This window comes from Blastocatellia bacterium (assembly GCA_035573895.1).
Classification (GTDB): domain Bacteria; phylum Acidobacteriota; class Blastocatellia; order HR10; family HR10; genus DATLZR01.
Genome location: DATLZR010000132.1, coordinates 1 through 14,212, shown reverse-complemented (window position 1 = coordinate 14,212; position 14,212 = coordinate 1). Strand labels below are relative to the sequence as shown.

The window sequence follows — 14,212 nt, the reverse complement described above, 5'->3', positions numbered from 1 at the left end:
CCGTAATTTTCGGAACGAGGGGCTTTCCACCCGCCATAATCCCGAATTCACCATGCTGGAGTTTTACACCGCCTATGACGATTACGCCGATCTCATGGAGCTGACCGAGGAGCTGCTGACCGATCTTGTGCAAAAGATCACTGGCTCGCTCACCATCACCTATGACGGTCGAGAAATTGACTTCACCCGTCCGTGGCGACGCATGACGCTCAGGGAAGCTATTCTCCGCTTCTGGCCCCATCCCGATACGCGACCGTCAGCGGAAGATTTGAACGAACGGAGTAAAGTCGCACAGCTTCTGCAGCTCACCGGAGGCCGTGTTGATCCCCGATGGAACTGGGGTCAGTGCTTGGGGAAACTCTTCGAGCACGTCGCCGAAGAGCACCTGATCCAGCCGACATTCATCACCGACTATCCGACGGAGATGAGCCCGCTCTCGAAACAAAGCGATACCGATCCCACTCTCGCTCACCGATTCGAGTTGTACATCGGTGGGTTGGAGATCGCCAACGCGTTCTGCGAACTCAACGACCCGGCGGAACAGCGGCGGCGATTCGAAGAGCAGATGAAACTGCGCGACCGTGGCGACGAGGAAGCGATGGTCATGGATGAAGATTACATCCGGGCCCTCGGCTACGGGATGCCACCAACCGCCGGGGAAGGGATTGGTATTGACCGATTGGTCATGCTGCTGACCAACCAGAAGTCAATCCGTGACGTCATCCTCTTCCCCCACATGAGACCGGAGAGGTAGCCATGTCGCTGGCCGAGAAAAAATGCCAACCCTGCCGGAGCGGCACGCCTCCGCTGTCACAAACGGAGGTCGCGTCGTACCTGTCGCAGATATCCCCCGAGTGGCAGCTCGAAGGATCAAAGATCCGGCGCGAGTTTCGATTCCCTTCGTTTCCCGAGGCAATCGCCTTCGTCAATCACGTAGCGGAAATCGCTGAACAAGAAGATCACCACCCCGACATCACGATCAACTATCGGCGCGTGCGCTTGCAGTTGACGACTCACGCGGCAGGCGGACTGACGGAAAACGACTTCATCCTGGCGGCCAAAATTGATCGGCTCGCTGCCGGAATCTAGGGCGGCACTTGCCAGGAGGCGAAAAAAGGAGTAGAAATCACCCGGCAAAAATGATGAGGGTCAGGTTTCATGCCGGACCCTGCGGACAGGCTTTTTGCTTCGGAGGGAATCATGTCCACAACGATGCGACAGCCGTTTAAGTCCCCCCTCCACCGATTTGTCCTCTCAGCCTGGCTCGCTGTCAATCTCGTCGGATCAGTTTCCGCTCAGTTCAATACGTCGTCTCCAACCATTCTCACCGAGAGACAAATCACGTCGGATGCCGCCTTCGGGCAGGCCATTGCCGTGGGCGACTTCAACGGGCGGGGAGCGCTCGACCTGGCTGTGTCCAACTTTATTGATCGTGTGACCGTCTTCTTCGGTGAAAACTCGCTGGCCGTGAACTCCGCACTGACCATCACCGGTCCTGAAGGAAGCCAGTTCGGTGTGAGCCTTGCATCAGGCGATTTCAACAGCGATGGCAAAACGGATTTAGCCATTGGGGCTCTCATTGTCGAAATTGAAGACTTTCCTTTTTTCGTGGGAAAAGTTTTCGTCGAGTTTGGCGGGAGCACCTTCAATGCCCAGCCGGATCTCCAACTGATGGATCCCGCTCAGGGTGATGATCTCGGGCTCTTCGGGTTTTCACTCGCCGTTGGAGACGTCAATGGCGACGGCCTCACCGACCTGATAGTAGGTGCGCCAGAGCGAAGCGCCGTCGTCATTTTCTCTGGCGTCAGGGGAAGCACGCGGTTCGGAACAAACACACTCTCGCTCCAGAGCCCGCCAGATGCCCCTGACTTCGGAACTATGGTAGCCGTCGGTGATGTCAACGGGGATGGAACCGGCGACATCATCGCGAGCTCCCCGATGGCCAACGCCGATGGCCGCGCCGATATCGGGCGGGTCTTCGTCTACTTTGGGGGACAGACCATTGCGCGCAATCCCGACCTCGTCATCACAAATCCCGACACTGCCGAACGGAACCAGGAGTTTGGCTTGAGCCTGGCCGCCGCCGACCTCGACGGGGATATGAGAAGCGATCTCATCATCGGAGCCCCCGCTGCCACAGTCAACCGGATGCTCGGAGCCGGGAAGGTCCACGTCTTCCTGACCAGCTCACCGGGGTTCCCCGCATCCCCCGCCATGACATTCCAACAAGCCACTGCCCGGGCAAATTCCCAGTTCGGGATATCCCTGGCCGTTGGTGACGTCAACCGTGATGGCACGCCCGATATTCTGGTGGGCGCTCCTGGAGAATTTGCCCGCAGTCGCGCGAGCGCAGGCCGCGTTTACATCTTTCTCGGTGGAACGTCCACAAACCCTTCCTCGATTATTGAACCGCCCACTGCCGTGGAGGACGGACAGTTTGGATTCGCTCTGGCGCTAGCCAACCTGGTTGCCGACACCGCCAATGCATTGGAGCTTGTGGCTACAGCTCCGGGAATGAGTCGCTCAGGTCGAACTTACGCTGGCGTCGCTTACCTCTTTCGCGCACAGGGGACGTAGGCCACCCGCGCTCAGTAGTGGCGCTGTCCGGGATGCCGACCAAAGCACATGTGACAGACAAGCAGGACCGCAAACCGGAGATATCCTCCGCCCTGAGGCTTGGCTTCTCGCAGTGTTCGTTGCGCGGGAGTTATCCGACAGAATCCCCATTCTGCACTTGGCTGAACGAAGACGAAGGAGGGCCGATGTACGGCAATATCATAACGGCCGAGGATAGAGGCTTCCCCCTATTCCTTGCCCACCGGAGGTCATTATGAGGAAACATCCGCGACAGAGCCGCGCTCTTCTTCTCGTGATTCCTCTTATTACCACGCTCATGATCCATCCTCTGATGATGGTGGGGCAATCGCTCGATCCCCCCTTGGTTTTGGCCGAGAAGACCCCTCAATCGAACGCCATGTTTGGACGTGCGCTCGCCATCGGTGATTTTAACGCCCGAGGATCGCTCGATCTCGCCGTCTCGAACACCGAGGGACGAGTAACTCTCTTCTACGGAGAAACGACATTTGACTCAACCCCTGATCTGACCATCATGGGAAAACCCGAAATTGGTTTTGGTGCAACGCTGGCCGCCGGAGATTTCAACGGAGATGGACGAACGGACCTGATTGTGGCTGCTCCCGATGGCGACGTGGATGAGGAATCGGGGACGGTCAGGGCCGACGGACAGGTCTTCGTCTATTGGGGCGGTCCGAATTTCAACTCGCGCGCGGATGTTACGATCAGCCACCCGCCGGTTGATGAGTTTATTCCCATCGCGTTTTTCGGCGAGTCCCTGGCAGTGGCGGATGTCAACGGCGACCGAATTGATGACCTGATTGTGGGAATCCCGGGCGAAGATCAAGTCCAGATTTTTTTTGGCGGGAGAAGTTTTGGCCGGCGCATTGATTTTACGCTCTCCGGTCCGGAACTCCTCTCTTTTTTCGGATCTCCGGTAGCCGCTGCAGATGTCAACGCCGACGGGAAGACCGACCTGATCGTGGCTGCGTCGGTGGCCAATAACACCCTCGGAGCAGTGTACATTTATCTGGGCAGTGCGTCCGGGCTTTTCAACCGGACTCCGGTGATTCTGTCAAACCCAGACCCCACCGGTGAAAACCAGGGATTTGGCGGCCCGCTGGCCACGATTGACCTTGATCAGGATGGCGCCCTCGATATCGTCGTTGGTGCCCCTCAAGCTAACGTGTCAAATCTTCCGGAAGCCGGACGGATCTATGTTCTCTTTGGTCCTTTCCCCAGCTCACGTCCTCCTCTGATAATTCAGAACCCGCAGCCTCAATCAAACGCCCGCTTCGGATCGGCCTTTGCCCTCGCAGACTTGACCAGCGATGGCATCGTTGACCTTGTCGCTTCCGAAAGCGATAGCATGGTATCCAACCAGGAAAAAGCGGGTCGGGTGCTTATCCTCACCGGCCTGTTGTCGGCCCAAGGGTTCAGCTTCGGCCAGACGCCGATGATCCTGCTTCCACCAACCCCACAGAACAACGGGCTTTTCGGGGCGCAACTAGCCATCGCCGACATCAATAAGGACTCGCTGCCCGACCTCATCATCAGCGCCCCCGGGATGACGATTCGGGCCAATATCGGGGCAGGACAGGTCTATATTTTCCGTCAAAAAACGAGCTAAGGCGTATCATTTTCAAAGTTCAAGATTGGCTATCAAATGACTAAATTTCAATAAGATCCAGGCACTGGGATAAGCTCGTCCTGACTGCCCGATTGCCATCTGGATGCGCTCAGCCGACCCAAAAGGGTAACCCAGGCGGTCCACAACTTTTCCACAATTACTCGACACCGAGGCAGGGCCTCTGTACCTTGAGTCGGTTAACCTAAAGATGCGGTGAGAGTTAGAGGATCGGGCCGAATTGAAGTCAATTAGTTCAATTTTCGCTATGTCTTAGTTTGGCTGACTTAAGAAATTACTTGAATTTTTTTTCTTGACATTTCGGGCGACTCGTAGTATAAGAGTGGCCGTCATTCAGACGAGCAGACAAAGGCGAGCCAAAGCGGAGAATAGATCGGGCTCACCTTTGTTGGGGTCGTAGGCAGAAGGCTGACAATATAGGTTCAGACTGTGGAATTCGGCCCGTTGGGGAGAGGTCTGTACGTTGAAGGTTAAATGATGAAGCAGGCGATGCGAGGGAACATGATTAATATGAACGTCACAGCTCAGAGCCGCGTCCTGATACCGTCCCTTGCATCGGCGGTCAGTTCAGGGAAGGCCGTAGCTCAGCCCGGGAATGGGCAGGGTTGGTCATCCAAGCTCGTGTTCGTGCTGAAAGCGACAGCTCGTGTGGAACAGTACACTGCTGACAAAGCCCCGCTCAGAACGACCCCGACACGCTCCCTTCAGAGACACTACCACGTTCGAGCGACTGTGGACGACTCTAACCGTGACGACGCTCCAATTCTCAGCAGAGGGCGCCAACTCGCGTTCCCTGGGGCCAGCTCCCCATCCCACCAGGCTGAGCTGCGGCATTTTCCACCCAACGGCATCACACAAAGCTCTCGTGGCACGACCGGGTTGATTGTCCCCGGCCTGAGACGGTTTTGCTCAACCCTCCTTCACAAGATTGGTCCTGCCGGAACTCAAGATCGTGTTCCAGCCCCGGCGCAGGCGGTTGACGATGTGCGAGTGGATCGAATGCTGCTGATGACTTTCTCGCCCGAGCGACTGTTGCCGCTCATGGTGCCTGCTCCCGCGCGCGACCTTCATCCTTTGCCCGCTCGTATTCGTGCGACAGGAGGTGCATTCTGGCAGGACCAACTCTTTTTCCCACAGGCTGGGGGTTTTTGTCTTCATCATAAGCCATCCGGGACCGTGCAAACATCTATCACCACCCTCCTGACTCTTGCTGGTGAGGGAGAAGGCGGAGCGCTTCCTCATCCCCTCCTCGGGCAGGCGTTACTTCCTCTACCTTCCGGCTCTAACCACTCAGCTCAGGTAGCAACTCTCGTGTGCCCCAGGTCAAAACCTTCACCCCATCCCTCCTCCGTCTTTCTCTCACCAGCCGTCATTTTTTCAGGACCTCATGAGATTCGGGTTCGTACGGGCGGGCTCCTCCTCAATGCCCCATCCTCCTTTACCAATCCACCCACCGGGCGTCCAACGCACCCCGCCCGTACTTAACACCCATCAGGCCTTGATCGAACCCTCACATTCACATCGTCTTTACGTCACCGGGGTGCCAACGGGGGTACCGAATGGAAATTCAGCCCGTGTGCGTTTTCCGGCCCGTTCAGTATGAAAAGATCCCCGGACCTCCTCACTGTCCTTCGGCCGCAGCCACTGAGGCAGATTGGAGGATAGCATCGGCCACACGAACAACATCGAACATGGCCGCGACATCGTGAACCCGAACAATGTGTGCTCCGCGAAAGATCGCCGCTGTGACGGCAGCAGCAGTTCCGAAGACTCTCTCTCGAGGCTCCTTCCCCGTCAGTCGCCCGATGAAGGACTTCCGCGACGGCCCGACGAGCAATGGCAAATCGAAGCGGCTGAACCGATCCAGATTGTTCAGAATGGCGAGATTATCTTCCAGCGTTTTCCCGAATCCGATCCCAGGATCAAGGATGAGCTGGTCTCGCTTCACTCCTGAACGAAGGGCCGCTTCAATGCCCTGCTGGAAACGGTCTTCGATCTCCGCAAAGATGTCCGGACTGGGCTCAAGCTGCTGCATGATGTCGGGCGTTCCTCGCGTATGCATGATGACCAGTCCGGCACCCGACGCGGCGGCCAGATCGGCCAGCCGGGGATCGAAGGTGAGACCGCTAATATCGTTGATGATTTCGGCTCCGGCATCCAGGGCTGCACGTGCGACGACCTCTTTGGTCGTGTCAATGGAGATGGGGATGTGAATTCGACCCGCGACTGATCGGATCACGGGCATCACCCGCTCCAATTCTTCTTCGGCGGAGATGAACCGCGCTCCAGGACGGGTGGATTCGCCGCCGATGTCGAGGATATCCGCTCCTTCGGCTTCGATTTCCAGAGCCCGCGCGATGGCTCGATCTGGAGAGAAGAACTCGCCTCCATCGGAAAATGAGTCGGGGGTCACGTTGAGCACCCCCATAATCAGCGTCCGCTCTCCCAGTGCGAGCGTCCGATGGGGCAACGACCACCGATAGTGTTTCCGCCACATTGCTAAGGCCTCGCCGGCATTACATCTGCTTCAGATCATCGCGGTCTGCACTCACCCCCCTGGCTTCCGATGCCCGAGGGTCTCTCGGCTGCTCAGAGTCGAAGAGTCGAGCAATTTCATCTCGCTCGGGAGGATCGAAGGGTTCGATATGACCGTTGGTCTCGATTTTCGTCCCGTAGGCGGGATCTTTCATCTCGCCGATGATGGAAACGGGCGTCCCCCGTTCGGACAGGGCTGCGATGATCCTGTCACACTCGGCGGGTGGGGCGACGATCAACAATGCGCCCGAGGCAATCAGTCGCAGAGGATCGAGTCCGAGGGCTTGACAGAGGATGCGTGTCTCTGGAAGCACGGGAATGCGCTCAGCAACGACATGCATTCCCAGAGAGGCCGCCGCAGCCAGTTCCCACAATCCACCCAGAATGCCGCCTTCTGTCGGGTCGTGCATTGCATGAACCCGCGCGACCGAACAGGCCGTGAGCGCATCTGCAACCACGCTGATGCCTGGATTCACCAGATAGGCTTTCGCCCGCTCCAGAATCGAAGCGTCCACTCGTTGGGCTAACGATGCATCTCTTTCTCGCGCCAGGACGGCTGTCCCCTCGATGGCCACCCCCTTGGTGAGCAAAATCCAATCTCCCACGCGAGCCTGGTCTTTGCTGACGGCTCGTGCTTTCTCCACCTCCGCGAGCATTTGACCGACGATGATAGGACGATCGAGACCAGCGGTGATTTCCGTGTGCCCTCCGATGAGCGTCACGCCGAGCTGCTCACCGGCCGCGGCAATGTCAGCGAAAATCGCCGCCACCAAATCCGCATCCGTCCTGCCTTCGGGCAGCAGCAGCGCCGCCAGAAACCACCGGGGCTGTGCTCCCATCACAGCCACATCATTGGCAGTGATATGCACAGCATACCAGCCGATGCGATCCGTAGCGAACGTGATGGGGTCAGTTTTGGCGACGAGAAATCGGTCGCCGAAATCAATGAGGGCGGCGTCTTCGCCAATTCGTGGGCCGAGGACCACGCGGTCATCAGCCCTGCGGATGCGGCCAATCTGTTCGTTCAGTAAAGCGAGGGGAAGTTTGCCGACCGGGAGAAAGCGTTTCGCTGTCACGCGGATATCCGTCACGGCAAATTCGCTGACCTCTTGTTCGGGTTGCGCTCGGCAAAGAGCTTTCGCGCGACGTACTGACTGCGGTTGGCCGCATCATTCCGTAATCCGTGCTCCTGGAAATACCGGTGCATTTCATCGGCGTTGATCGGCACATCCACAACCCTCAAGCCGAGCTTCGTCAGTTGTTCCTTGATCTGGTTGTGTGCCGCCAGCCATTCCTGATAGCTGGAGAATTCAATTTCATCATCGGCATGCTGGAGCTGTTTCTCGAACTCGGTGGGGTCATAAAAGGGTAAGCCGATGATCGGGTCGGGGGGCGGCGGTTTTTTGGTTCTGCGCAGATTGCCCGACATAGCGATAGGCGTCATTACCCGTGACAGGCCAGATTTTGATCGGCTGGGCGGATGTCGTCAAGTCTCGCCATTGAAATTTCTCACGAGCTTCCTCATACTATCAACTGGAGCGATGATCATGAACGAGCGGCAGAAACAACCGTGCGGGAGAGGGGGCGATGGAGCCCCGCTTGAGCCGGGCAGATGCCCTGTGTATAATTCTCCATCGCGTGGACACCTATGATTGACCTGGGCCAATATCAAGATAAATTCACAGAGAGCGGGCGGCGCGTCATGACGCGGGCCATTGAAGAGTCCCGCCATCGCGACCACAATTTTATCGCTTCCGAACATATCCTGGCGGCCCTGATTGACGTCGAGCGCCATCTCTTTAACGAGGTTATGCAAAGCCTCAACATTGATCCCCAAACGGTGATCCGGGCGCTCAACGAAGAGCTGTCGGTGGCCCGCCAGTTCACCGGACGGGGCATGAGGCTTTCCCCGTCGGGGCGCAATGTCCTGCGGCTGGCCCTGGAACGCGCCCGGCAAATGGGACGGAATGAGATTGATGCCTCCGACCTGTTTGTCGCCGTCTTTCAGGATCGGGAGGGAATCCCGGTCGAGGTGATGCGCCGGTTGGGGGCCGATCCCGATGTGGTCCTGCAAAAGATCGCTACCCGCGTCCGCTCGCGCGAAGAACGCGAGGAGCGGTACCGCCGCCGCTATGAATTGCCGCCCTACTTGAAGCACTTCGGTGTCAGTCTCAATCGCCTGGCGCGCGAAGACCGTTTGCCCCCGCTCATTGGCCGGGAGAAGGAACTCCAGCAGGTGATGGAGATTCTCTGCCACCGGGAGCGAGCCAATTCGGTGATGCTCATCGGCGATTCCGGCGTCGGCAAGACGGCCGTCGTTGAAGGATTGGCACGCCTCATCGAGCACCAGCCGGAGAAAGTCCCGCCCCGGTTGCGCAATGCCCACATCGTGGCTCTGCAGATGTCCGGCGTGGTGGCCGGAACGATGTTGCGGGGCATGTTCGAAGAGCGGCTTCACGGCATCATTAACGAAGTTCGGGAGCGGGAGAACATCATCCTCTTCATTGATGAAGCCCACACGATCATCGGCGCGGGAGCTGCTCTGGGCGTGTCCAACGATGCAGCCAACATTTTCAAAGGAGCCCTCGCCCGCGGCGAAATTCGGATTATTGGAGCGACCACCGCGACCGAATACAAAGAATACATTGCCGAGGATGAAGCGCTCGCCCGTCGCTTCCGCGTCGTGCGCATCGAGGAGCCCAGCCTCGATGAGACGCGACGAATCTTGATGGGAGTGAAACCCCGCCTGGAACGAAACTACTCGGTGACGATCTCGGACGAAGCCATTGAAACCGCCCTGGAGATGGCTCCTCGCTACCTCCGCGGTCTCCACCTGCCGGATAAAGTCATCGGCTGGCTCGACACAGCCGCCGTGAAAGTGGAGATTCGCCAGCCGGAAACGCTCATCGTGCGCCCGGAGCACGTCATCGAGGTGATCTCTCAGGACGCTCGCATCCCCATGGACATGATCTTCCGCGACACGACCGACCGCTTCAAGGACATGGAAGCGGCCCTGGCTCGTCGCGTCGTGGGACAGGAGGAGGCCATTCGTGCTGTCGCTCGCCGATTGCGCTTGAATAAGGGTCCGCTCAAGGAAAATTTCTATCGTCCCGATGGGGTCCTCCTCTTCCTCGGCCCGACCGGCGTGGGGAAGACCGAGCTGGCCAAAGCAGTCGCTGAATTCATGTTTGGCGACGAAAATAAGATGATCCGCATTGACTGCTCCGAGTACCAGGATGGAACCATTGGCATCGAGAAACTCATCGGTATGCCCCGAGGCATCGTCGGTAGCGAACGCGGCGGTATCCTCACCGAAGCCCTCCGCGACAATCCCTTCACCGTGCTTCTCATTGATGAAGTCGAAAAGGCCTCTCTCTTCCTGACGCATCTCTTTCTCCAGGCCTTTGACGAAGGGTGGATCACCGATGGTCGGGGGAAGAAGGTCTATCTCTCGGATGCCATTGTCATCATGACGTCAAATCTGGGAGGCGACCGCTACAAAAAGTACCTCCATCCGCTCGGATTCGCGCCGCAGAATAAAGACACGCTTCAGCAGATCAAGAACGAGATTCTGAAAGCCGCCGAGGAGCACTTCTCCCCCGAATTCCGCAACCGGATTGATGAGATCATTGTCTTCTCCCCGCTGACCCGCGAGGAGGTGCGCCGGATTGCCCAGATGTATCTGGAAAAGATTCAGAATCAGATGGCGCGGAGCTTCAAGTCGCTGACGGTGACCGAGGCGGCGCTGGACCGGTTAGTTGATCTCGGCTACAGCTTGCAGTTTGGCGCCCGGTTCCTCAAACGAACGATTGATGAGCAGGTGAAACTCCCCATCACCCAGATGTGGAAAGAAGGTGATCATTTCCTCGTGGACGTTCTCGGCGAGCAGATCACCGTTACCTGTGGCCATCAGGCAATGGTTTAACGAACGCGCCTCTTCATCCAGTTTCCTGAAGGGAATATGTCCGCGCGAAGTCACACCCGTGAGTTTCACATCCAGACGTCTCGCCCTACACACCGCCCTAACGCTCCCGGATCAATCACGCTCGGAAAGATCGCGGGTATCGTTTGCCTGTCCGTGTGTCTGTCCCTGCCGGTGGTGGGTCAGAATCCCGCGAGTGATAGTGAGACTCGCGCCCGCGAACTGCTCGAGGCCGCAACCCAGGCCCTCGGCGGAGAAAAATATCTGAGCGTGAAGTCGGTCATCACACGCGGCCTGTATTCGCGGTTCGACGAGCGCGGCGGCCTTCAAGCCTTCGTTCCCTTCATTGATTACATCGTCTATCCCGACCGCGAGCGCACGGAGTACGGCAAAGGAAAAGATCGGTTCATCCAAACCAATGTGGGATCGCGCGGCTGGATTTACGATGGAGAATCCCGCAATCTGCGAGATCAAAAGGAGGAGGAAATCGCCCAGTTTTTACGCGGTCTCCGGCGCAATATTGATACCATCATGCGGGGAAGCTGGCGCACGCCGGGAACAAAACTCCGGTATCTGGGCGATCAGGAACTGTGGTTTCGACAACGGGGCGTGGGAGTGGAGATCACCTTCTTCCTGGAGGACGGTACGCGGGAACAGGTCGCCGTCTACTTCGATCCTCAAACCCGGCTTCCGGTGAAAGTCGCCTACGGACAAGAAGAGGACCGTTTTTACCTCTTTCAGGACTTCGATGGCATCAAGGCCCCGCTGCGGATTGATCATTTCAAGGGAGATACCCACGTCGCCCGCATCAGTATTGAATCCATCCAGTTCAATGCCGCCATTGATCCGAAACTCTTTGACAAACCGATAAGCCCCGACAGGATTAAATAACCTCCGGACCTGCAGCGGCCCCTTTCCAGCTTGCGCACAGTCGCAATGGTGCTATCTTTCCGCGACTTCGAGAAAGGGGGTTTGCGTTTCAGAATACGATGTCCTTTACCGAAACTGCGGAATCACCCTCTGGGCAAAAACTTCCAGGAATCGGTGATTGAACGGCGAACGAGCGGTCACGATGAAATGAGTCACTCCCACCTCGATCAAGCGCCCGATGCGTTCGACGACCTGGTCCACCGAGCCGATTAAGGTGCCGGGTTCGATCTCTTCCGGTCGGCTACCCCAGAGTGAAGCGAGGGATTCAAGAAGGGTGCGTTTCTCCTCATTCGAATGAGTGATCAACCCTGTTCCAGCCCAGCAAATTTCAATATCGCTCAGGTTTCGTCCCACTCGCTGGCAATGCTCGGCGAGAATCGCGATCTTCCGGCGGAACGTTTCCGGCGAACCAAATGTATTCCAGATATCCGCATGACGGGCGACAACACCAAGCGTGAGCTTCTCTCCAGCGCCGCCGATGAGCAAAGGCGGGTGCGGCGTTTGAAGAGGCTTGGGCTCGCAATAGGCATCGAGCAACTCATAGTACTGCCCGTGAAATGTGACTCGCTTCTCCGTCCACAAGCGCTGGATGATCTCTGAGGCTTCGCCCAGCCGGCGAATTCGCTCCGCCGCTGTATAAAAGGGAATCCCGTAGGCTCGATGCTCCAGCTCATACCAGGCCGCCCCCAACCCGAGAATCAACCGACCGCCACTTGTGTGATCGAGCGTCGTCGCCATTTTCGCCAGCACGGCGGGATGCCGATAGGTATTGCCCGTGACGAGCACCCCGACCTTCACCCGCGATGTCTCGGCCGCCAATGCCGTCACCGTGATCCATCCTTCGAGGCACGGATCAGAAACATCTCCACTGATCGGATAGAAGTGATCCCACGTCCAGGCCGTGTCATAACCGAGCGCATCAATGAGCTTCCATGTCTCTTTCAGTTCAGCCCAGGTCACCCTCTGAGTCCACGTTTGCACGCCAAATCGAATGGGTCGTGTGGCCATGATGTGTTCCTCCCCTTATTGCTTCCGCTCTCGAGATACCGCAACGACGAATTTTAAGGAGTGCCTTCTGAGAGAGTCAAACATCATCTCGGATCGAATATGAGAGAACGAATCAGGAGACCGCGAGCAGCCCTCCGGGTAACGGAGCGTCGGCTTCTCACAGAATGGCTCGAGAGCCCGCAGTTCCCAACACTTTCGGCAGAATCAGCAGGATCGTCGGAGAGCTTTTGGTCGTTGCTTATTTCATTCTGCATCTGATACGCTTTGGTGCTTGTGAGAGAAACTGATCGTTGGCAGATGTCAGCATAACGGAGAAAAACGAAGAACCTTTCTCCGACTCGGAACAGGGGAGGATCACTATGCCGGTCACGCATTATCGCTGGGAGGATATTCCGAAGGAGCCGGTCAATCAGTGGCTCCACCGGAGGATGATTTGGGGCGAACGGCTCATGATCACCCAGGTGTTTCTCAAACGTGGGTGTCATGTTCCTCAACATCAACATGTTCACGAGCAGATCACATACATCCTCGAAGGGGCACTGAAATTTTTCGTGGAGGGACAGGAGATTATCGTTCGGGCAGGTGAAGTGCTTCACATTCCATCCAACGTGCCTCACGAAGCGGTGGCGCTCGAAGACACGCTCGATCTCGACGTCTTTTCGCCCCCGCGCGAGGACTGGCTGGCGGGAACCGATGACTACTTGCGCACTGTGAGCCAGCCCTATGAGGCGTTCCCGAATGAATGTGAGGCAACGAAGGAAACATAGCGCGGACTCTCCCGTTGCGACTGAAGGAGCGCGGATTTCCCGCCTGCGACCGTGCGCACGCCCTGGAGCTTGCTCCGCAAGAAAGCCCGCGCGACGTTTTCGGAGGACCTGTTCATGGAGCGCAGATTCCCGCCCAGAATCCACGATGATCTCACTACCGGCGAGAACAGATGGACACAGGGCGGAGAGAGGATCCGTGTTGATTTGCCTCCATCCGTGGTGACATTCCCAGACGTTGTGTGGAATGAGCGACTTCTCACTTTAACTGAAACGGAGCGGTTAAGCGCTTCGGGGTGGCCCGCTTTGCTGGACGTCTTGATGGCTCACCAGCAACAATCCTGGCCTCTCCTCAAAGAAGGAGTTGAAGGGCTGTCGCGCGTTCAGGTCAAGGAGCTTGCTCTCGATGGGATTCGCCTCGTCGCCCAGCACAATCCACGCCGTCTCACGAGCACGACTGCTGCCGTTGACGACAGGGCAATAAGGCAGCGCCAGTGTTTTCTCTGCCCCGAGGGGCTGCCACCGGAAGAAAAGGGCCTGCCTTACGGTGAGGAGTTCGTCATCCTCTGCAATCCCTTCCCCATCCTGTCGGGTCATCTGACGATCGTTCACCGAGATCACCGACCCCAGGCTCTGGCTGGAGTTTTTCACGTCCTTCTTGACCTCGCCCATGATCTCGCCCCCGATTACTTTGTGCTCTACAACGGAGCGAAATGCGGGGCGTCGGCCCCCGATCATCTCCATTTCCAGGCCGCGCGTCGGGGGAAATTACCGATTGAGGAGCATCTCGGTGGTCCTTACGATACGAAGATTGCTGGCGACAGGACCGCC

12 protein-coding genes are annotated in these 14,212 nt (G+C 57.5%); 8 read left to right on the top strand and 4 right to left on the bottom strand.

Features of this window, described 5'->3' with window-relative positions:
- From VNM72_11815 to VNM72_11800, 4 genes are all read left to right on the top strand, one after another.
- Positions 1–754 (top strand): amino acid--tRNA ligase-related protein (locus tag VNM72_11815; GenBank protein HXF06085.1); only part of this gene is annotated, 754 nt, incomplete at its 5' end.
- A 2-nt stretch (positions 755–756) separates the two neighbouring features.
- Positions 757–1,089 (top strand): 4a-hydroxytetrahydrobiopterin dehydratase, encoded by a 333-nt coding sequence (locus VNM72_11810; protein ID HXF06084.1) that lies wholly within the window; start codon positions 757–759, stop codon positions 1,087–1,089.
- 111 nt (positions 1,090–1,200) lie between these two features.
- Entirely contained in the window at positions 1,201–2,577 is a 1,377-nt protein-coding gene (locus VNM72_11805; protein HXF06083.1) for an FG-GAP-like repeat-containing protein, read from the top strand.
- A gap of 253 nt (positions 2,578–2,830) precedes the next feature.
- Positions 2,831–4,204 (top strand): FG-GAP and VCBS repeat-containing protein, encoded by a 1,374-nt coding sequence (locus VNM72_11800; protein ID HXF06082.1) that lies wholly within the window; start codon positions 2,831–2,833, stop codon positions 4,202–4,204.
- 1,639 nt (positions 4,205–5,843) lie between these two features.
- On the opposite strand, the gene folP is transcribed toward VNM72_11800, so the two are convergent.
- From folP to VNM72_11785, 3 genes are read right to left on the bottom strand one after another with little or no spacing between them, the layout of a single operon-like run.
- Positions 5,844–6,719: a dihydropteroate synthase gene (gene folP / locus VNM72_11795; GenBank protein HXF06081.1), complete on the bottom strand. Its 876-nt coding sequence runs from the start codon at positions 6,717–6,719 to the stop codon at positions 5,844–5,846.
- Positions 6,720–6,738: 19 nt separating this feature from the next.
- Complete coding sequence (locus VNM72_11790) at positions 6,739–7,833, bottom strand: AIR synthase family protein (GenBank protein HXF06080.1); 1,095 nt, start codon at positions 7,831–7,833, stop codon at positions 6,739–6,741.
- A gap of 11 nt (positions 7,834–7,844) precedes the next feature.
- Positions 7,845–8,201, bottom strand: a complete 357-nt coding sequence (locus tag VNM72_11785) for a hypothetical protein (protein ID HXF06079.1) — start codon at positions 8,199–8,201, stop codon at positions 7,845–7,847.
- Between the two features lie 258 nt (positions 8,202–8,459).
- Here VNM72_11785 and VNM72_11780 point away from each other — a divergent pair, with 258 nt between their 5' ends.
- Together VNM72_11780 and VNM72_11775 are read left to right on the top strand one after the other, a co-directional pair.
- Positions 8,460–10,682 carry an ATP-dependent Clp protease ATP-binding subunit gene (locus tag VNM72_11780; GenBank protein HXF06078.1) on the top strand — a complete coding sequence of 741 codons (2,223 nt, stop codon included), beginning with the start codon at positions 8,460–8,462 and terminating at the stop codon, positions 10,680–10,682.
- A gap of 153 nt (positions 10,683–10,835) precedes the next feature.
- Positions 10,836–11,570: a hypothetical protein gene (locus VNM72_11775; protein HXF06077.1), complete on the top strand. Its 735-nt coding sequence runs from the start codon at positions 10,836–10,838 to the stop codon at positions 11,568–11,570.
- Positions 11,571–11,675: 105 nt separating this feature from the next.
- Here the strand turns inward: VNM72_11775 and VNM72_11770 are convergent, their stop codons facing one another.
- Positions 11,676–12,617: an LLM class F420-dependent oxidoreductase gene (locus tag VNM72_11770; GenBank protein ID HXF06076.1), complete on the bottom strand. Its 942-nt coding sequence runs from the start codon at positions 12,615–12,617 to the stop codon at positions 11,676–11,678.
- A gap of 359 nt (positions 12,618–12,976) precedes the next feature.
- Here VNM72_11770 and VNM72_11765 point away from each other — a divergent pair, with 359 nt between their 5' ends.
- Together VNM72_11765 and VNM72_11760 are read left to right on the top strand one after the other, a co-directional pair.
- Positions 12,977–13,384 (top strand): cupin domain-containing protein, encoded by a 408-nt coding sequence (locus VNM72_11765; protein ID HXF06075.1) that lies wholly within the window; start codon positions 12,977–12,979, stop codon positions 13,382–13,384.
- Positions 13,385–13,603: 219 nt separating this feature from the next.
- Positions 13,604–14,212 (top strand): DUF4922 domain-containing protein (locus VNM72_11760; GenBank protein HXF06074.1); only part of this gene is annotated, 609 nt, incomplete at its 3' end.